Annotated in this window: 18 protein-coding genes; 6 read left to right on the forward strand and 12 right to left on the reverse strand. The window is 72.1% G+C overall.

From position 1 onward, the window contains the following. Positions 1-68: 68 nt before the first annotated feature. From ACZ53K_RS25495 to ACZ53K_RS25515, 5 genes are all read right to left on the reverse strand, one after another. Entirely contained in the window at positions 69-965 is an 897-nt protein-coding gene (locus ACZ53K_RS25495) for a carbohydrate ABC transporter permease (RefSeq protein WP_468840766.1), read from the reverse strand. After that, a complete protein-coding gene (locus ACZ53K_RS25500) occupies positions 962-1,843 on the reverse strand; it encodes a carbohydrate ABC transporter permease (RefSeq protein WP_468840768.1) in 882 nt (293 codons plus the stop codon). Before ACZ53K_RS25500 ends, ACZ53K_RS25495 begins: the two co-directional genes overlap by 4 nt. Before the next feature lie 40 nt (positions 1,844-1,883). Continuing rightward, the gene (locus ACZ53K_RS25505) at positions 1,884-3,224 is read right to left on the reverse strand and encodes an ABC transporter substrate-binding protein (protein ID WP_468840770.1); all 1,341 of its coding nucleotides are present in this window, start codon (positions 3,222-3,224) and stop codon (positions 1,884-1,886) included. A gap of 35 nt (positions 3,225-3,259) precedes the next feature. Continuing rightward, entirely contained in the window at positions 3,260-4,093 is an 834-nt protein-coding gene (locus ACZ53K_RS25510) for a PfkB family carbohydrate kinase (RefSeq protein WP_468840772.1), read from the reverse strand. An 85-nt stretch (positions 4,094-4,178) separates the two neighbouring features. Further along, positions 4,179-5,207: an SIS domain-containing protein gene (locus ACZ53K_RS25515; RefSeq protein WP_468840774.1), complete on the reverse strand. Its 1,029-nt coding sequence runs from the start codon at positions 5,205-5,207 to the stop codon at positions 4,179-4,181. A 172-nt stretch (positions 5,208-5,379) separates the two neighbouring features. Here ACZ53K_RS25515 and ACZ53K_RS25520 point away from each other — a divergent pair, with 172 nt between their 5' ends. Beyond that, on the forward strand, positions 5,380-6,453 hold the full coding sequence (locus tag ACZ53K_RS25520; protein WP_468840776.1) for a LacI family DNA-binding transcriptional regulator: 1,074 nt from the start codon (positions 5,380-5,382) through the stop codon (positions 6,451-6,453). 141 nt (positions 6,454-6,594) lie between these two features. Here the strand turns inward: ACZ53K_RS25520 and ACZ53K_RS25525 are convergent, their stop codons facing one another. Further along, positions 6,595-7,443 (reverse strand): helix-turn-helix transcriptional regulator, encoded by an 849-nt coding sequence (locus ACZ53K_RS25525; RefSeq protein WP_468840778.1) that lies wholly within the window; start codon positions 7,441-7,443, stop codon positions 6,595-6,597. A gap of 237 nt (positions 7,444-7,680) precedes the next feature. On the opposite strand from ACZ53K_RS25525, the gene ACZ53K_RS25530 reads away from it, so the two are divergent. Both ACZ53K_RS25530 and ACZ53K_RS25535 read left to right on the forward strand, forming a co-directional pair. After that, entirely contained in the window at positions 7,681-8,439 is a 759-nt protein-coding gene (locus ACZ53K_RS25530; RefSeq protein WP_468840780.1) for an SDR family NAD(P)-dependent oxidoreductase, read from the forward strand. A 108-nt stretch (positions 8,440-8,547) separates the two neighbouring features. Continuing rightward, on the forward strand, positions 8,548-8,937 hold the full coding sequence (locus tag ACZ53K_RS25535; protein ID WP_468840782.1) for a RidA family protein: 390 nt from the start codon (positions 8,548-8,550) through the stop codon (positions 8,935-8,937). A gap of 71 nt (positions 8,938-9,008) precedes the next feature. On the opposite strand, the gene ACZ53K_RS25540 is transcribed toward ACZ53K_RS25535, so the two are convergent. Both ACZ53K_RS25540 and ACZ53K_RS25545 read right to left on the reverse strand, forming a co-directional pair. Next, positions 9,009-9,335, reverse strand: a complete 327-nt coding sequence (locus tag ACZ53K_RS25540; protein ID WP_468840784.1) for a YkvA family protein — start codon at positions 9,333-9,335, stop codon at positions 9,009-9,011. Between the two features lie 210 nt (positions 9,336-9,545). Further along, positions 9,546-10,694, reverse strand: a complete 1,149-nt coding sequence (locus tag ACZ53K_RS25545) for an acyltransferase family protein (RefSeq protein WP_468840786.1) — start codon at positions 10,692-10,694, stop codon at positions 9,546-9,548. 495 nt (positions 10,695-11,189) lie between these two features. Here ACZ53K_RS25545 and ACZ53K_RS25550 point away from each other — a divergent pair, with 495 nt between their 5' ends. Continuing rightward, positions 11,190-12,101 carry a S1 family peptidase gene (locus ACZ53K_RS25550; RefSeq protein ID WP_468840788.1) on the forward strand — a complete coding sequence of 304 codons (912 nt, stop codon included), beginning with the start codon at positions 11,190-11,192 and terminating at the stop codon, positions 12,099-12,101. 46 nt (positions 12,102-12,147) lie between these two features. Here ACZ53K_RS25550 and ACZ53K_RS25555 read toward each other — a convergent pair whose 3' ends face one another. Together ACZ53K_RS25555 and ACZ53K_RS25560 are read right to left on the reverse strand one after the other, a co-directional pair. Continuing rightward, positions 12,148-13,974 carry an asparagine synthase-related protein gene (locus tag ACZ53K_RS25555; RefSeq protein ID WP_468840790.1) on the reverse strand — a complete coding sequence of 609 codons (1,827 nt, stop codon included), beginning with the start codon at positions 13,972-13,974 and terminating at the stop codon, positions 12,148-12,150. Positions 13,975-13,980: 6 nt separating this feature from the next. Continuing rightward, positions 13,981-14,121 (reverse strand): lasso RiPP family leader peptide-containing protein, encoded by a 141-nt coding sequence (locus ACZ53K_RS25560; RefSeq protein WP_468840792.1) that lies wholly within the window; start codon positions 14,119-14,121, stop codon positions 13,981-13,983. 218 nt (positions 14,122-14,339) lie between these two features. On the opposite strand from ACZ53K_RS25560, the gene ACZ53K_RS25565 reads away from it, so the two are divergent. Beyond that, a complete protein-coding gene (locus ACZ53K_RS25565; protein WP_468840794.1) occupies positions 14,340-14,678 on the forward strand; it encodes a hypothetical protein in 339 nt (112 codons plus the stop codon). A gap of 13 nt (positions 14,679-14,691) precedes the next feature. On the opposite strand, the gene ACZ53K_RS25570 is transcribed toward ACZ53K_RS25565, so the two are convergent. Further along, positions 14,692-15,501 (reverse strand): DeoR/GlpR family DNA-binding transcription regulator, encoded by an 810-nt coding sequence (locus ACZ53K_RS25570; protein ID WP_468840795.1) that lies wholly within the window; start codon positions 15,499-15,501, stop codon positions 14,692-14,694. Between the two features lie 32 nt (positions 15,502-15,533). After that, complete coding sequence (locus tag ACZ53K_RS25575; RefSeq protein WP_468840797.1) at positions 15,534-16,586, reverse strand: NAD(P)-dependent alcohol dehydrogenase; 1,053 nt, start codon at positions 16,584-16,586, stop codon at positions 15,534-15,536. A 525-nt stretch (positions 16,587-17,111) separates the two neighbouring features. On the opposite strand from ACZ53K_RS25575, the gene ACZ53K_RS25580 reads away from it, so the two are divergent. After that, positions 17,112-19,436 carry a PP2C family protein-serine/threonine phosphatase gene (locus tag ACZ53K_RS25580; RefSeq protein WP_468840799.1) on the forward strand — a complete coding sequence of 775 codons (2,325 nt, stop codon included), beginning with the start codon at positions 17,112-17,114 and terminating at the stop codon, positions 19,434-19,436. The last annotated feature ends 20 nt before the right edge of the window (positions 19,437-19,456 follow it).

Here is a 19,456-nt window from a genome sequence, read left to right on the forward strand (position 1 = left end):
CCATCCTGCAACGGTGCCGCCGCTCCCGCACGATCACCGGCGCCGGCGGCCCGCCTCCCCTCCCCCGCTCACTTGCCGATCCCCTCGGACAGCCCGCGGACGAAGTGCCGCTGGGCGACCAGGAAGATCACGATCATCGGCAGCGCGGCGATGGTCAGGCCCGCGAAGAGCATCGGCCAGTCGGAGTTGAGACGCCCGGCCATGTCGGCGAGCCCCACGGGCAGCGTCTTGAGGTGGTCGTCGGTGATGAAGACGAGCGCGAAGGCGTACTCGTTCCAGGAGAAGAGCGCCTGGAGGAGCGCTGCGGACACCAGGATCGGACGGGCCATCGGGACGACCACGCGCCAGAAGGTCTGCCAGCGGCTCGCCCCGTCGATCAGGGCCGCCTCCTCCACCTCCACCGGCTGGCCCAGCAGGTACGCGCGGATCAGGAAGGTGGTGAACGGCACCTTGAACGCGGTGTAGAGAACGATCAGCGCCCCATAGGTGTCGTAGATGTGCAGCGCCTGGAGGAGCTGCGTCAGCGGGACCAGCGCCACGGTCGGAGAAAGCATCATGGCGCCGAGGACGAGCAGCAGCGCCGGCTGGGAGAACGGGATGGCGAGCCGGGTCAGCCCGTACGCGGCCCAGGCGCTGATCAGGACGACGGCGAGGACGCTGGCGGCGGTGACCAGCGCGCTGTTGAGCAGGTAGCCCAGCACGCCCTGGTGCCACGCGTCGGCGTACGTGCCCCAGTCGGGGTGCGCGGGCAGCCCCCACGGGTCGGAGAAGATCTCCCCGTTCGTCTTGAGGCCGGACAGGGCCATCCAGCACAGCGGGTAGACGACCGCGACCGCGAGCGCGGCCAGTCCGCAGTACGTGAGCACGCGCAGCAGGACCGAGCCGGAGCGGGCGGACCCCCGGCGCCCGGCGGGAGCGGCCTGTGAGGCATCCGCGGGGGCGGGCTTGTGCAGGGTCAGGGTCATGCCGCTACCGCCTTCCGGCGCGAGTGGAGGAGCTGGACGGCGCCGGCCACGAAGGTGATGGCGAACAGGACGGTGCCGATGGCCGCGGCGTACCCCATGTCGTCCCCGGTGAAGGCGCTGGCGTACAGCCAGGTGCCCAGTGTCTGGCTGGAGTTGGAGGGACCGCCGCCGGTCATCACCATCACCTCGTTGAACACGAGGAACGCGCCGGAGACGGTGAGGATGACGAGCAGGGTCGTCATCTCGCGGACCATCGGGACGGTGACGGCGAAGAAGGTGCGGACGCGGCCCGCGCCGTCCACCGTCGCCGCCTCGTACAGCTCGCGCGGGATGCGCTGGACGGCGACCGTCAGCAGCATCGTGGTGTAGCCGAACGACTGCCACTGGCTCATGTTGACGACGCCCCAGATGGAGGTGGCCGGGTCGCCCAGCCAGTCGTGCGCGAAGCGGCCGAGGCCAAGGGTGTCCAGCGCGCTGTTGATGAGGCCGGCGTCGGGCTGGTAGAGGAACTGGAAGAGCAGTCCGGCGACCGTCATGGAGACGGCCGCGGGGATGAAGTAGACCGTACGCAGCAGCCCGCGCAGCCGCCGTCCGATGACCGCCTCCAGGATCGCGGCCAGCACGAGCGCCGCCCCCACCTGGAAGACCACCGAGGTGACGGCGTAACAGAGGTTGTTGGCCAGGGCTTTCCAGAAGACCGGGTCCTGGAGGGCCTGCCGGTAGTTCTCCAGGCCGACGTAGCGCATACCGGGCTGGAAGACGCTGAACTTGAAGAGGCTCAGCCGGATGTTCTCCACGATCGGGTAATAGACGAACAGGGCGATCAGGGCGAGGGCGGGGGCGGCGTACAGGGCGTGGCGGAACCGGCGTCGCTGCATGGCGGCGGCACCTCCTTCAGGACGTCGGGGCGTACGGGTGTCAGTCGCGGACGCGGAAGCGGTGGGCCTGCCGGGCGCCTTCGCGCACCTGGCGCACCGCCTGCGCGGCGTCGGCCCGGCCGCCGAGGACGGCTTCGGCCGCCGAGAGGTACGGGTTGACGATCTTGTCGCCGGCCCGGGTGTCGAGCCAGAGCGCCATGTCCTTCCCGGCGAGCGTGCGCTGCGCCTTGGGCAGCCCCTTCAGGCGCGCCGCGTCCGCCGTGCCCTTGACGGCGCTGAGCCAGCCCAGGTCGCGCACCAGCTTGCGGGCCTGGTCGGGGCCGGTGAGGAATTTCAGGAAGTCGACGGCGAGCGCCTTGTTCGGGGAGGAGTCGGCGACGAGCAGCCCGTCCGCTCCCCCGGCGACGGCGCGGGCCGAACCCGCTGCGCCCGGTATGGCGGGCATGGTGAAGAAGTCCCAGCCCTTCGCGAACTTTTCCGGGGCGCCGCCCTTGGTGCTGAGGTAGGAGAATTCCAGGGTCTCCAGGTACTGCATCGCGGCCTTCCCGTACAGCAGCCGGGTCTGCGCGGACTCGTGGCTCATGCTCGTACCGGACGGGCCCATGCAGCGCTTCTTGAGCTGCGCCAGGTCCTCGAAGGCCCGTTCGTAGCCGGGGTGGGTGAAAGCGCCGGTGCCGCCCTCGCCGTCGTAGTCCCTGGCCAGCACGGCGGCCGGTACCTCCATGGCGTTGAACTGGGTGAGCAGGTGCCCGGCGGGCCAGCCGTACTGGTTGCCGAAGGCGAGTGGGGTGTGGCCCGCCGCGGAGATACGGTCACAGGCTTCGAGCAGTTCGGGGAACGTGCGCGGTGCCCGCTCGACCCCGGCCCGGGCGAAGGTCTCCGTGCTGTACGCGAAGACCTTGGCGTCCATGTCCAACGGCACGCCGTACCGGCGCCCGCCGAAGGTGAACGCGTCCAGCGCGTCCGCCTCGAACGTCCGGCCCCACGCGGTGCCCTTGAGCGGTTCCGACAGGTCGGCGGCGAGCTTGCCGTCGGCGAACTTGCGCGCGTACTGGCCGGGCCAGGAGAAGTAGATGTCGGGCAGCTCCCGGGACGCGGCCAGCACCGCGATGCGGTCCTTGTACGGCTGGTCGCCGACGGCCTGGAGGTCGATGCTGACGCCCGGGTTCCGGCGCTCGTACGCGCGGACCGCCTCCTTGAAGTACGGGGCGTACTCCGGGTCGGCCCACTTCTCCAGGATGGTGAGGTGCCCGCGCGGCGGCCCGTCGAGGGCGAAGTCGTTCGGGGTGACGCGGACGGGGGCCTGGCCGCACCCGCTGACCAGCAGCGTCAGCAGGGTGACGAGCAGGCAGCCGGCGACGGCGGCGGGTGTGCGGCGCATCGGCTCTCTCCTGGCGGGGAGTTCGGGCGAGTCGGTCAGGGACATCGGGACGGGTCGCGGGGAGGCGTGCCATCGAGGGCGAGGGGGCGGCCGAAGGCGCCGGGCTGCGTGCACACCGCCGCCGCGTACGTGGCGGCGTATCCGGCCGCGTCGGCGAGCGGGCGGCCCTGGTGGAGGGCGAGGTGCAGCGCGGCGGTGAAGGAGTCGCCGGCGCCGAGGGTGTCGGTGGCGCGGACGGGCACGACCGGCTGGTGGTGCGTGGTGCCCTCGTACGACAGGAAAGCGCCCCGGGCGCCGCGCGTCACGACCGCCAGCTTCGCGCCGAGGCGGTGCGCGGCGGCCAGCAGTCCGGCGGCCTCGGCGCCGTCCGCGTCGGGCCGGGACAGCACGGCACTGCGTACGAAGGGCAGCAGCGGTTCGGCGTAACTCCAGGGCCGGTCCGAGAAGTCGAAGCTCACCGGGCAGGCGGCGGCCAGCCGCGGCAGCTGTTCCTCCATGCCGCTGCAGTCGCCGGTGTGCACCAGGTCGAAGCCGCGCAGCCAGCGCAGGTCGGCGTCGTCCGGGGTGAACAGCGAGATCGTCTCGTCGCAGTCGCCGAAGGCGCGGTTGCCGTCGGCGTCGAGGTGGACGGTGGCATAGGCGTTGGGTCCTTCGGCGATACGGGACCGTTCCGTCGATACGCCTTCGGCCGCCAGCGCCGCCCGTACGTGCCGGCCGGCCGCGTCGCTGCCGGTGACGCCGAGGTACGCGGCCTCGGCACCGCAACGGGCCGCGTGCACGGCCACGTTGAGGGCGTTGCCGCCCGGATACATCAGTCCGCGCCCGGGGTAGCGATCGACGACGTTGTCGCCGAGTCCGCAGATGCGCATACCGCTCTTTCCTCCAGTTGGCTCCGGTGGGGGTCGGCCCGGCACGCCGACGCGCGCCGGGCCGGGCGAACGCGGCGGCGCGGACTCAGTACTCGACCTGGAACATATAGCGGCGCTTGTCGAGGTCGTGGCCGCGTACGGACTCGTAGTGGCGGACCAGCCGGGTGCCGAAGACGTCCAGCGCGATGGGTGTGATGTCGCCGCGCACCTCCTCCGGCACGCCGGGCAGCGAGAAGATCCGGGAGTCGACGTGATGCGCCTTGCGGGTGTATTTGTCGAGGAACACCTTGGTGCGCTCGGCCATCGGGCGCGTGGCGTCCTCGCCGAGGAAGAGGATCACCGGCTGGTCCTCGGTGACCACCTCGAAGGCGCCGTGGAAGAACTCGCCGGCGTGGTAGCTGCCACCGTGCTTCCACTGCATCTCCATCAGGTAGCACATGGTGAAGCCGTAGCCCGCGCCGTAGTTGGGGCCGGCCGAGAGCACGTACGTCACGGGCTCGTCGGCCAGCGCGGTGGCGATGGAGTGCGCCAGCTCCTCCCCCTCCTCCTGCGCGACGTACAGGGCGTCGGGCAGCGCCTCGTAGGCCTTGCGTACCGCCGCGTAGTCGCCCGCCACCCCGGTCTTCTCCAGCAGCGCGTACGCGAGCTGACCGAAGAGCACGCCCTTGGGGGCGACGACGGTGTCCTCACTGCGGTAGGTGAAGGCGATGTCGGCGGCCTGCGCCAGGGGGCTGTCGGCGTCGCGGGTCAGCGCGGCGACCTTGGCGCCGGTGGAGCGGGCGTAGTGGGCGGCGGCGACGGTCTCCTTGGTGGTGCCGGTGTGCGAGGAGACGAGGACGAGGGAGCCTTCGCCGAGCAGCGCGGGCCTGCGCAGGTTGAACTCGTCGCTGTTCATCTGGAAGACCGGGAACCGGGCGCGGGTCTCCAGGAGGAAGTGCACCGGGTAGGAGGCGGTGAGCGAGCCTCCGCAGCCGACCAGGAAGACATTGCGCAGTCCGGCGCCGACGACCTCGTCCACGAAGGCGCGGGCGCGCTCGTGCTGGCCCAGGGCGAAGGACACGGCCTCCTTGAAGTCCTCGGTGATGGGCTTGAGGGGCAGGGTTGCGGTGGTCACGCGAATCCTCTCCGAGCGGGGGTGGGGAACGGAGTTGGGAACGTTCCCAATGTAGTGCGGGAACGCCCCTCGCGGCAGGCGTGGGAACGTTCCCAGCGGGAATGCTGGGAACCTTCCCACCCCCTTCGGCAGGGCGTCAATACCCGTGCACAGCCGATAGCCTGACGACGCCATGACGACGAACCGACGCAGCGGCCCGCACCGGCCCGCCACGATCCCCGACGTCGCCCGCGAGGCGGGCGTCTCCCGGTCCACCGCCTCCCGGGCCCTCGCCGATTACGGCTCCGTCAGCCCCGAGGCCCGCGAACGCGTACGCGCCGCCGCGCAGAAGCTGGGATACCGCCCCAACCAGCTCGCCCGGTCCATGATCACTGGCCGTACGCACACCCTGGGCGCGGTGATCGCCGACATCCAGAACCCGTTCTTCGCGGGCGTCACCCGGGGCATCACCGACGCGGCCCGCGCCGCCGGCTACCAGATCCTGCTGGCCAACACCGACGAGGACCCGGCGGCCGAACGGGCCGCCGTCAAGACCCTGCGCGACAAGCACGTCGACGGCCTGATCGTCTCCCCCGCCTCCACCACGGACACCGAACACCTCACCGCCGCGCACACCGGCGGCTGCCCGGTCGTCCTCCTCGACCGGCGCGTACCCGGCCTCGGCCTGGACTCCGTCACCGTCGACAACCACGGCGCGGCCCAGGACGCGGTACGCCGCCTGCTCGCCATGGGCCACCGGCGCATCGCCCTGGTCAGCCTGGTCGGCAACGACGCCACCGACGACCCGGTGGACCCCGGCTCCACCGGCCTCGCCCGCATGGCGGGCTACCGCGCCGCCCTCCACGAAGCGGGCATCGACGACACCGACACCTATCTGCGCACCGGCGCCTTCCACGGCCAGGACCCGGCCCTCCTCGCCCGCGACCTGCTGGACTCCCCCGAGCCGCCCACCGCCGTCTTCGCGACCGACAGCCTGATCGCCCTGGGCGTCCTGTCCGCCGCACGCGAGCTGAGCCTGCGCATCCCGGAAGACCTGTCCGTGATCACCTTCGACGACACCGACTGGGCCCGCGCCGTACGCCCCCGCGTCAGCGTCGTCGCCCAGCCCGTCCAGGAACTCGGCGCCCGGGCGGTCCACGCCCTCGTCAACCGCGTCCAGGGCGGCACCCAGCCTCCCGAACACCTCACGCTGCCCACGGAGTTCGTGGAGCGGGAGTCGGTCGCCCGGGCGCGCAAGGGGGCGTGAGGGGCACCGGGGAATCGGCGCTGCGCCCGGGCCATCCCTGCCCGGCACCTGCTCCGGGCCCTGTGGCACCCGTGGCGGACGCGGTTCGGGATGCGCGCACGCCTTCGTACGTTGCGTCGGGACGTCGGCGCGCCACAGCCCCTAGGGATGGCGAGGGGACTCGGTCCGGCGGTTGGTGGCGTGGAGGGTGCCGAGGAGGTTGAGGGCCTGGGCGGTGGGGCTGCCCGGTTCGGCGTGGTAGATGACGAGTTGCTGGCCGGGGGCGTCGCGTACGTCGAAAGCCTGGTAGGTGAGGTCGAGGGGGCCGACATCCGGGTGCAGGAGGTGCTTGGCGTCCCGGGTCTTGCCGCGCACGGTGTGTGCGTTCCAGAGGCGGGCGAAGTCGGCGCTGTGTCCGGTCAGGGTGCGCACGAGTTCACGCAGCCTCGGGTGGTCCGGGCCGGCCCCGGCGGCCTGGCGCAGGTTGGCGACGGTGGCCTCGGCCGCCCGGTCCCAGTCCGCGTAGAACTGCCGTCCCGCGGGGTCGGCGAAGACCATGCGGGCCAGGTTGTCCGCCGGGGCGAACGGGGCGAAGAGGGCGTCGGCCAGGGCGTTGGAGGCAAGGAAGTCCAGGGTCGGGCTGAGGACGAATGCCGGGGTGTTCGGGTATCCGTCCAGCAACTGACGCAGCGCGGGGCTGACCTGTTCGACAGAGCGGGCGGAAGGCTGGTCGTTCGGTGTCGCCCCGGCCAGCCGGTACAGGTGCGTACGGGCGTCCGCGTCGAGGCGCAGCGCGCGGCTGAGGGCGTCGATCACCTGCGGTGAGGGGTTGCGCTCACGTCCTTGTTCCAGGCGGGTGTAGTAATCGGCGTTCATGCCGGCCAGGACGGCGACCTCCTCGCGGCGCAGTCCGGCGACCCTGCGGGTCCCGTAGCTCGCCATGCCCACGTCCTCCGGTCGCAGTCCGGCGCGGCGGGCGCGGAGGAAGTCTCCCAGGTGGTTGTCGTCCATGGGCTCAGGCTAGGCGGCGGCCCGGAGCGCTGCCTGGGTGTGGTGCACCCAGGCAGCAGACGTCCTGGCCGGGTGGCCGGTGACCTGCACAGACTCGGTGGGCAGGGCGAAGCCGTACCGAATGGAAAGCGGGGGGTGCTGCGGCCAGGAGCGACTCGGCGCCGCGTGCCCGGCCTGCGTACGTCTGCAGAAACCTGCGCGTACATCCACAGAACACCGAGTAGCGAGGGCACTTCGATGACAACAGGACGACTCGACGGCAAGGTCGCGCTGATCACCGGCGCGACCGGCGGCATCGGCACGGCGACCGCCGGACTCTTCGCCCGGGAGGGCGCCCGGCTGGTGCTCACCGATGTCGCCGAAGGACCCCTGCGGGACCTGGCCCGCCGGGTCGGGGCAGACGGCTCGGAGGCCGTCGCCGCCCGGCTCGACGTCTCCTCGGCGCGGGAGTGGGACGAGGTGATCGGCGTCGTACGCGACCGGTTCGGGGCCCTGGACGTGCTCGTGAACCTCGCCGGCATCGTGGACTGGCCGGGCATCGAGGACACCCGCGAGGAGGCGTGGGACCGCGTCATCGACGTGAACCAGAAGGGCACCTGGCTGGGGATGCGGGCGGCGATGCCGCTGCTGCGGGCGAGCGGCAACGCTTCGGTGGTCAATACGTCCTCGGTGCTCGGGCTCGTGGGCAGCGGCGCGGCGGCGGCCTACCAGGCGTCGAAGGGCGCGGTGCGCCTGCTGAGCAAGACCGCCGCGGTCGAGTACGCGCGGCAGGGGGTACGGGTCAACTCGGTGCACCCCGGGGTGATCGCCACGCCGATGATCCAGGACCTGCTGGACGAGCAGGGTGACCAGCAGCCGGACATCCGGCGCACCCCGATGCGCCGGGCCGGCCGCGCCGACGAGATCGCGGCCGCGATGCTCTTCCTCGCCTGTGACGACTCCTCGTTCGTCACCGGCTCGGAACTCGTGGTCGACGGCGGACTCACCGCGCACTGAGCCCGGCCGGGCCCGCGCGGCGTCCACGACGGCTCGCCGTACCCGGGCTTCCGCCCGGCCCGGCATCCGCCTTGCGCCCCTCCGCGCTGATCACTTAGCGTCCGGCCCATGACAGAGCGACGCGCGATCCTCAGCGGCTCGACGTTCGAGGAGCAGATCGGTTACGCCCGTGCCGTGGTCGACGGCACCTGGGTGCATGTGTCCGGTACAACCGGATTCGACTATGCCACCATGACGATCTCCGACGACGTGGTGGAGCAGGCCGCGCAGTGCCTGCGCAACATCGAGGCCGCGCTGACCGAAGCGGAGTGCTCGTTCGCCGATGTGGTGCGGGTGCGCTATCTGCTGCCCGACCGGTCCGACTTCGAGCCCTGCTGGCCGGTTCTGCGCCGCGCCTTCGGCGAGGTCCGGCCGGCGGCCACGATGCTCGTCTGCGGTCTGGCCGACCCCCGGATGAAGATCGAGATCGAGGTGTACGCGCGGCGGGCCACCGCATGAGGTGACACCCGGGCCCCTCATGCGCCGGACGGCTTCACGTCCGTGCCGGAGACCTCATACGCCGGACGATGTCACGCCCCCGCCTCGACCTCCGGCGACCCCGTGGACCGCTTCCCCCTGCCTACGCCCGAGGCGTCGGCCGCCGCCTGCAGTGAGCGCAGGGCCAGCAGGAGCACCCCGATGTCGTCGAGCAGGACCGGGTCCGGCAGCAGGTCGATCGGGGAGATCACGTAGAGCAGCGCGCCCCAGTACGCGATCTTGTTCTCCATCGGTACGCCCGCGTCCCGCAGGGCGTGGCGCGCGCGAACCACCTTGACCAGCAGGACGATCGCGGCGCCGGCCATCGCCGCGAGCAGCACCGCCAGGATCACCACGATCGCCCACATCTCACCGCTCATCCCTGACGTCTTCCCTCCGTCGCGCGGGGAATGCCGGCCGGCACCGGCATTCTTCGTCCGGTACGGCCCGCACCCACTTCAACGAGCGGCCGGAGAAAGCGAAACGGTGGCGGGGAATGGAGACAGGGCAAGGGTGCGGCAGGGGCCTGGAAGGCGTACGGGGTGGGTGGGGCGGGAGTCTTCCGCGGGTCGCGCCGGAACGCCGGACCGTCAGTGCAGCAATTCCGGATCCGGCTTTCGTTCCTCCCGCACGATTTCTCTGCGCTTTTCCGTCGGCACGTGGGACGAAGCATTCACTTTCCCTCGCGAGTGGAATCGCATTTCCTCCACGCTTTTCTGCATGGACACCCGGAGTTTCTTGCCCAGCGGCCGTTCCACGTAACGGTGCACCACCCAGGAAAGGGCCAGCATGAAGACCACGATCGCCGGCAGGAGCACGAGTGCGGGCACCCGGCTGCGCAGCAGGTCGATCAGGGTGAAACCGACATACATATGGAGAAGGTAGAGCGGATAGGTGAGCGATCCGGCCGTGGACAGCCAGCGCCACTGGAGCTTGTCGAACCACCCGAGCGCGATGGCGGCCATCAGCGCGAAGGCCACCAGGACGGCCAGCCGCACCGGCCAGCCGGCCGCGCCGTCCGCCTTCGCGCCGATGTTCATCACCAGCCGGCCGCGCAGATAGTGCTGGGCCAGGAGGAAGGACACCGCGACGATCGCCCACAACAGGACGGTGGGCCGGAAGCGGTGCATGAGGTAGAAGGCGATGCCCGCGATGAAGTACGGGGAGTACGGCGCGATCGCCCACACCGAGAGCAGGTCGCTGTTGGCCTTGAGCGCGACCACCCCGGCCACGGTCCACAGGCCGCAGAAGAGCACGCACCGGCGGTAGGTGACCCCGCGGAAGACCACGATCGCGAACAGCAGGTAGAACTTCAGCTCGATGAACAGCGTCCAGTAGGCGTCGTCCACATCGGGCACGCCGAGCCCCTGCTGGAGCATGGTGAGGTTCGTCAGAACCGTTTCCCAGTTGTCCGCGTTGCGGACGTTCGGCCACACCGTCAGGACCACCGCGGTCAGCAGTACGGCGACCCAGTAGGCCGGATAGAGCCGGGAGACGCGGGAGGTCACGAAATCGCCGAGGGAGCGTCCCCACGCGCTCATACAGATGACGAAACCGCTGATCAGGAAAAAGACCTCGACGCCCAGCCAGCCGTACTCCGACAGGTGGTAGACGAGCGGGGAGAACGCCTGCGGATCGTCCCCCCAGCCGTCGCGCAGCGTGATGTAGTGATACGCCAGCACCATCAGGGCGGCCAGCAGCCGCAGTCCGTCGAGGACACGGAGTCTGGGCCGCCGCACCTCTTCCTGCGGGCCAGGAGGGTGTGGGGGCGCAGCGTAAAGCATCCGGTTCCTTAACGACGGTGCGACGGCAACGTGTCCGAGTTTTACGTAAACAGCGGAAAATGCGCGAACGGATCGCGGAGTTTAGCGTACGACACCTCACCGGCCCCATGTCCACACGGTGCACGGAATCTCCCCAAATCGGCTGCGGTGCAGGCCAACGGCTTATGGCGGGACAGCCGGGTCCGCTTTTGTGAGAAACGCATGAGAAACCGGCACATCGGCCAACCGGACGGCCGGGAAATGTCTCGCCGCGCCAGGTCCGCCCCCGGGTGACCGGTCGGCGCCCGCTCCGGACCGCGGCCGGCCCCGGCCCCGCTGCTCACTCTTGCCAAGATCCGACCAACTTTCCGCCGGTTGTGGCGAAGTTGTTGCCAGCAGCCTCGATTGCACCAACAATGCGCACGTCAAAGCCGAAGGAACTTCGGCCACAGATCCTGAGAGGACCCCCACATGAGAAGCCCTCTCGTCGGTGCCCTGGCCACGGCCGTCCTGGGTACCGCGGCCCTCGTGGGCGCCGCCGGAACCGCCGGTGCCGCCACGCCACCGGACGCCGCCGTGCAGACCACGGCGCCCTCGCTCCAGCGCACGGCGGACACCACGCTTGCCGGAGCCGATGCGGCGGCTCCCCGGGCGGTGTCCTTCGCCGGTACGGTGGCGCTCAGCAACTGCTCCGGATCGATCGTGCGGATGCCCACTTCGACCGACAACGATCCCGCGCTGGTCCTGTCCAACGGACACTGCCTGGAAAGCGGCATGCCCGGTGCGGGCGAGGTGATCGTCGACAAGCCCTCCAGCCGCAGCTTCACCGTGCTCAGCGCCTCGGCGGGCAACCTCGGCACGGTCCGTGCCACCAAGGTCGTCTACGGCACGATGACCGACACCGATGTCTCGCTCTACGAACTCTCCTCCACCTACGCCCAGATAAAGCAGCGCTACGGCATCAAGGCGCTGGACATGGCCACCACGCACCCGGTGAAGGGCGCCGCGATCAGCGTCGTCTCCGGTTACTGGAAGAAGACCTACAACTGCAACGTGGACGGTTTCGCGCACCGGCTGAAGGAGGGTGACTGGACCTGGAAGGACTCGGTCCGCTACACCTCCCCGTGCAAGGTCATCGGCGGCACCTCCGGGTCGCCGGTGATCGACGTGGCCTCCGGCAAGGTGGCGGCCGTCAACAACACGATCAATGAGAGCGGCCAGCGCTGCACGATGAACAACCCGTGCGAGGTGGACACCAACGGCAAGGTGAGCGTCCGCCGGGGCATCGGCTACGCGCAGGAGACGTACGAGATACCCAAGTGCTTCGGCACCGGCAACAAGCTCGACCTGGGCCGGCCGGGCTGCGTCCTGCCCAAGCCGTAACCCGCGATGCCGCACCGGCGGGCGCCACGGGCGCGCGCCGGTGCGGTCAGCCGCCGGCCGGCCTGATCGCGGAACGCAGCCACACCTCGCAGGCCAGGGTGTTGTCGAGGGCCCGTATCACGTCCGGCGGCAGATGCGGGCGGGCCAGGTTGGCCGCGAGGACCGCGGTGTCCAGGAGCCCGGCGCGGGCCAGGCGTGACTCGTTGAACAGGTCCGCGAGGGCGGCCCGGTTGCGGCGCAGCGCGAAGTAGAAGTCGGCGGTGTACTCGCCCTTCGTGGTCCGCGACAACAGCGTCTCGGGGACGACTCCCCGCATGGCGGTGGCGAGGACCGGCTTGTAGCGGCCGGGGGCGCCGCGGTCGGCGATCCGTACGGACAGTGCGGCTTCCAGCACGCTGTCGTCCAGGAACGGTGCGGCGTACGGCAGTCCCAGACCGGATGCGGCCTGGTCGACCTGCCGGAACGCACGGCCGCACATCTGCACTCCGGCCAGCGCGGCGTGCTGGCCCCGCTGCGCCGCCAGCGCCTCCGGAGCTTCGGCGGCCGCTGCACGCAGGACGGTACGGGCCGCGCGGACCGCCGCGGGGGTGGCCCACGGCGGCATGGGCGAGAACGTCCCCCAGGCCGTCGCGGCCGTGAAGCGGGCCGGCGGCGGTTTCGCCGGGTCAGGGGTGAGGTGGTCGGCCCAGGCGGTCAGCCACCGGCTGAAGGTGCTGCGGTCGGCCAGCCCGCGCAGCAGCGGCAGCAGGGGCCGGCGTTGAGCCGCCCGCTGCCTGCGTACGCGGCCGGGCACGGCCCTCGGGTGGCTGCGCACGACGTCGTGGAGGTACGGAGGCAGCGCGGCGAACAGTTCGTCCCCGCCGCCTCCCGACAGGTGCAGTGCCGATCCGCGCGCGGTCATCAGCCCGGCGAGCGTGGCGAGTTTGGCGCTGTCCCGGACCCAGACGCCCGGCTCGTCCCCGGCCGACCGCCGGCTGCTCATACCGCTGAACCAGAGGGGCGCGCCGGCGCGGTCGGGCAGGACGTGCTCGGCACCGGGAAGCCGGGCGATCGCCCGCGCCGCCCAGGTGGCGTCATCGTTCGACGGGTCCACGCTCTCCCAGCGGAAGGTGACCAGCCGGGCCGGGCCGCGCGCGGCGAGGAAGCACAGGCTCGTGGAGTCCATCCCGCCGGAGAGGTCCGAGCTGACGGTCTTGCGGTCGGCGGTGCAGGTGTCCACCGCGGCGGTGAGTGCCTGCCGTACCGCGTCCGCCCCCTGCGCCAGCGGGAGTTCGGGGCGCGGCGGGGTCCACCACCGCCGGGCCGTGGCCCGCCCGTCCGCCTCCAGGAGCAGGCTGTGCCCATCGGGTACGGCATGGACGCCACGCCACAGGCAGCCGCCGTCGGCGAGCGGGTACGGCGGGGGCGACGCCAGCAGGCGGAGCGCCAACTGCCGTTCGTCCACGGACGCGTCGAGCGCCGACGCCAGGATGTCGGCCCGGCTCGCCGCCACCGTCACCCCGCCGATCCGGGCGTGGAAGACCCGGCGTACGGCCGAGGCGCTGCCGCGCACCCGGACCCGGCCACCCGCGGAGACCACGGCGTGGAAGCTCCCCGCCAGCCCGGCGAGCGCGTCCTCGGCCGCGGTGACGTCCCGGAGCCGGCGCAACCGGTCCGTGAGCGCGTCGGCGGCGACCGGGCACCGCCCGATCACCGCCAGCCGCGCGTCCCCCGCCGCGGCGGTCACCACCTGGCCGGCCGGCCAGCTGCCCACCAGCCACGGGCGGCCGGAGTGGTGGGAGACCACCTCGGTCGCGCCGGACCGCAGCACGCTCGCCGCGGCCAGTCCGCTCTCGCCGTCGGGAAGGACCGCGAACCACACTTCTCCGGTCAAGTCCGGTCAGCCCGTCGGCGGGATCTGCCAGTACCAGGGGGCATAGCCGCCCTCGAAGAACGTGCCGGCGTTCGAACCCAGCGTCAGCTCGGCGAAGTCACCGACCTCCTGCACCACGGGTGGTTCGTACCCGGTGTCCGCTTCCATGGTGTTCCCCTCTCCGCGCGGCGGTCCCGGCTTCCCGACCGCTTCGGTGCCGCCGGGCCCTGCGCGCCAGGGAACTGCCCGGTACCGCGCCGCCGTACGCCGGACGGCGGCCGTCTTCACCCGGCGGAGTGACGCAGCCGCGGGCGCACACGAAGCGTGCCCGCCGTGCCCGGTGGCGCCCCCGCCGGAAGCGGGGCGCGGTGTGGCACCGTCGGACCATGAACGCGGCATCCGACATCCGGTCCCAGGCCACCACCCTCGCCCGCGACCTCGGCGGGCCGTGGCAGCCGGACGACGCCGACCGCAACCTGGCCCTGGCGCTGGTCCTCGCCCGGGACGACAACGGCGGCCGGCTCACCGGCGCCGTCATCACCCACATCCTGCTCAGCGCCTCCTGGGGCCTGAAGCCCATCGGCGCCATGTACCAGCTGCTGGCCTGTACCGCCGACGTCCTCGACGACCCCGGGCAGCGCGACTCCGACACCGGCCGACAGGCCCTGGCCGACGTCAACCGGCTCCTCGACACGGTCGCCGCCCTGCCCCCGGACGGCGTCTGACCGGGCGCCCCGCTCAGTCCGCGCCGGGCTCGACGACCTGGACGGCGGCGCCCGTCGCCCGCAGGGCCGCGAGTTCCGCGGCGGGGGTGGCGGTCTCGGTGACGACCGTCCCGTAGCGGGCGGTGGTGCCGTACTCGTACGTGGCCCGCTTGCCGAACTTGGCACGGTCCACGACCAGCACGGCTTCGTCGGCGGCGGCCAGCATGGCTTCCTTGACCTCGGCGTACTCCCGCAGCGGGTGGAAGAGCCGCCCGTCCAGGACGGCGGTGGCGGACATCAGCACCAGGTCGGCGTGCAGCCGGGCGAGACCGCGGGTGACCTCCGGGCCGGTGCAGGAGTTGAACTCGCTCTGATACCGGCCGCCGAGCAGGGTGACGTCCACTCCGGGCGCTCCGCCCAGCCGCTGCGCCAGGCCGATGGAGTTGGTGACCACGGTGAGCCGCGCGTCCCGGTCCTGCCCGGCCAGCAGGCCGGCCAGCGGGTAGAGGGTGGTGGAGTCGTCCATCAGCAGGGTGCTGCCCGGCGTGATCCGGCCGGCCACCGCGGCGCACAGCGCGGTCTTGGCCGCCAGTCCGGCGCTCTCCCGGAAGCGGGTGGCGGTCTCCATGGTCAGCGCAGGGAAGGCGACGGCCCGCCCCCGCTCCTTGCGGAGCAGATGGCGTCCGGCGAGGTCGTCGAGGTCGCGGTGCATCGTCATCAGGCTGACGCCGAAGCGGTCGGCGAGCGCGTCGATGCGCAGGGCGCCCCGGTCGGCGACGTACGCCAGGACGGCCTGCCGCCGTTCTTCGACGGCGGCCTGCGACAGCCGTGCCTTGGCGGGCATCCGGCGTTCCTTCCCCTGCGCGCCCGGGGCGGTCAGCTGGGCAGCGGACGGACCACGGGCTTGATGGTCGTACGGTCACGGGCGGCCGCGGTGAGCGCCTGCTCCGCCTCCTCCAGGCCGTACCGGTGGGAGACCAGCGGGTCGAGCCGCACGTCTCCCGAGGCGGCCAGCGCGATGGCGGCCGGCCAGGTGTTGGCGTACCGGAAGGTGCCGGTGACCTCGATCTCGAAGTTTTGCACATGGGCCAGCGGCAGCGGCACGGTGTCGCCGCCCATCCCCACCAGCACCGCCCGTCCGGCGCGGCCGACGGTCCGGATCGCCTCGTCGGCGACGGCCGGGACGCCGGAGCACTCCAGGAGTACGTCGGGGACGTACCCGGCGTCGGCGAGCCGGGTGGTTCGGACGTCCACGGTGGCGGTGGCCCCCAACGCGCGTGCCAGATCGAGCCGCTCGGGTGCGATGTCGGTGACGACGACCTCGGTGGCGCCGAAGGCGCGGGCCGTCTGGACGGCGACCAGCCCGATCGGCCCGGCGCCGGTGACCAGCACCCGCGAGCCGGTGCCGATCCGTCCCTTGCGCGCCGCCCACACGCCGACGGACAGCGGCTCCAGCAGGGCCGCGGTCTCGGCGGTCAGCGTGTCCGGGACGGCGTGGGCGAAGTGCTCGTCGATGGCGACGTACTCGCACAGGGCGCCGTCGACCGGCGGGGTCGCGTAGAAGGTCACGTCGGGGCACAGGTTGTAGCGGCCGTGGCGGCACTGCGTACACGTGCCGCACGGGACGCCCGGTTCGAGGGAGACCAGCTGTCCCGTCCGGTGGCGGGTGGCGCCGGGGCCGAGGGCGACGACCGTGCCGCCGGGCTCGTGGCCGAGCACCATCGGGGCGCGGACGACGAAGTCGCCGATCCGCCCGTGCTCGTAGTAGTGCACGTCGGAGCCGCAGATGCCGACGGCTTCGACGCGGACCAGTACCTGCCCGGGGCCGGGGGCCGGCACGGGCCGCTCCTCGATCCGCAGGTCCTTCGGCGCGTGCAGTACGGCGGCGCGCATGGTCGCGGGTACGTGGGCGGGCAGTGGAGCGGGCATGGGCGGGCGTCCCTCGGGATCGGCGGGCGTCATCGGGTGGATGACGGTGGTCAGCAGGCAGCATTGTTAGCAGAAGTTCCCAGCATTGTTAACACATATTGCGTGATGTCGCTGGGGCGCAGAGCGAGTCGCCGCGCCGGCGTCCCGACCTCCGGACCTCCGCCCGACCGAAAGATCCACGGCCGTGACCGCCTCTTCCGGCAGCACTCCGTGCCGATCAGTAACGATCAGCCACCGCTCGTCTTCTTGCTTTGGAAAGCAGTGCGGCAAAGGCTTCGGGCACTACCGGCCACTTCTCACGGTGATCGAGTGGCCACTGTTAGATATCGTCCGTCATGAGGCAGGCTCCCCCGACCGGCCGCGCGCGTACGCCTTCCGTGCGCCGCCCGGAGAACCCGTGGGCGGGCACAGGTGCCTTCGAAGAGGCGACGAGGTGCCATGGTCCGGTGCGACAGCGGTGTTGCCGGTCCCCGGCCGGAGGAGGGCGGTCCCCGGCAGGGGCCCGGGCCGACGACGGGGACCGCGATGAGTGCCGCACGCGTCGAAGAGCTTCTCATCAGGCATCTCGGCTGCGACACGGCGCAGGCCCGCGCCTGCGCGCACGGGCTGCTGGGGCCTGGCGGAGCGGGGGCCCCCGCAGCGGCCGTCCCCGGCCTGCCGGTGCCCCTGGCGGGAAGCCTCGGTACCCCCGGCAGGTCCGGGAACGGCACGCCCGGGGAAGGAACCTCCGCCCCCGCCGGAACGGTGTACGGCGCCGGCAGCCTGACCGGCGGTGCCGAAGAACGCGCCACACGGACCGCCGGGCCGGACCGCCGTGCCGTATCGGCCCCGCACGGCCCCGGCCCCTCCGACAGCGCCATGGCGCTGACCACCGCCCGCAGCCCGGTGGAGCTGGCGCAACGGCTCTACGAGCAGGTCGGGTCCACGGGCGCCACGGCGGTACTGCTGGCGGTCCTGGACATGGATGGCGTACTCCGGATGAGCGGAGTCGCCGGCTCCGCGGCACAGACGGCCGGCGACTGGCCGCAGATCCCTCTCCACCGCGTACTCCCGCTCGCCCGCACGGCCGAGACGGACCGGCAGGTGTGGCTCGACGACGAGGCCGGTGACCGGGCGCTCACCTGGATCTCGGCCAGGAGCGACGCGCCGGGCGCGCCCCGCCCCGCCGGCGCCCCGGAGTCCGCCGGCGGAGCCGAGGCAGGGTCCGGCGCCGATGCCGTGGTGTGCGTGGTCACCGTCATCTGGTCAGGTCTCCCGCCGCAGGCCCCCGCGGCCCGGGGCCGCCTGGAGGCCCTGACCGCAGGTGCCGGACAGCGGCTGCGCGGTCTGGCCGCCCTGGGGCTGCCGGACGACGACGTACGGGCGGCCTGGCTGGGCGCGGTCGTCGACGCCATTCCCGTACCGGCCGCGCTGCTCTTCCCGGTGCGCGGCCCGCTGGGCCGGGTGGTCGAGTTCATCATCGACCGCTGCAACCCGCACGCCACCGACCTCCTGGGCCGTACGCCCGAGCAGCTCACCGGCGGCCGTCTGCTCGACACCTTCCCCGGCATGATCCTCTCCGGGATCTTCGACGCCTGTGTGACGGTCCTGGAGACCGGTGTCCCGCTGGACCGGGGGCCGTCCTCGTACGAGGAGCCGCTACGGGGCGTGCTGCAATCGGCCGTGCTGAGCGTGCGCGCCCGGCGGGTGGGCGGCGGACTGCTGGTGAGCTGGCAGTTCCACGACGAGCAGGCCCGGCTGACGGCCCGGATCGACGACGCCGAGCGGCTGGTCGACCTGGGCTGGGCGGAGTGGGACCTGGCCACCGGCGAGGCCACCTGGTCGCGGCGGATGTACGACATCCTCGGCATCGACCCGCACGGCGGGCCGTTGCCGCTGGAGACGCTGTCCGAGCACGTCGCCGAGGAGGACCTGCCCCTCGTCGTCCGGGCCGTGCAGTCACTCGCCCGCAACCACGGCCCGGTGTGGTTCGAGGTCCGTACGCGTGCCGCCGGCGAAGCGCGCCACGTGAGCGTCAACGCCGAACTGCACCGCGACAGTCTCGGCAACCTGGTGGCGCTGCGCGGTGTCGTCCAGGACGTCACCCGCGTACGGCGGATGGAGGCGGCGCTGGACGCGTCCCGGCGGGAGGCCGAACGCCGGCAGCTGCGCATGGCGGAGGAGCTGCAACTGGCCCTGCTGCCGCGGGTGCACACCGCCCTGCCGGGCCTGCGGGCGGCCATCCGCTACCAGCCCGCCGAGAACTGCGCCCGCGTCGGAGGCGACTGGTTCGAGGCCACCCCGCTGCCCGACGGCCGGGTACTGATCGCCATCGGCGACGTGCTCGGACACGGGCTCCAGGCCGCCGCGGGCATGGCGCAGTTGCGCAACGCGCTGCTCGGCATCGCGTACACCGGCGCCGACGCGGCCCGCATCCTCGACTGCCTCAACCTCGTCGCCTTCCACGGCCACGACGAGTCGCTGACGGCGACCGCCCTCGTCGGGCACTTCGACCCGCGGCGACGCACGCTGTCCTGGGCCCGCGCCGGCCATCCGCCGCCCGTGCTGGTACGGGGCGGCCGGTCCACCGAACTGGTCAACGACGACGGGACCACCCTCGGCGCGAGCCTGGACCCGGGGTACGTCTGCAAGACGCTGCCCCTGCGCCTCGGCGACCGCGTGATCCTCTACACCGACGGCCTGGTCGAACGCCGCGCGGACCGGGCCGGCGACCGCGAGGACCTGCTGCTGTCCACCGCCCGCCGCGGAGCCGCCGGCAGTCCCGAGGAACACCTGCGGACACTGCTGTCCGTCCTGCACACCAATCCGGAGGACGACACCTGCGTCATCGTCCTCCACGTGGGGAGTTGAACACGATGCCCGTCAACCTG

This window comes from Streptomyces sp. NPDC033221 (genome assembly GCF_055577005.1).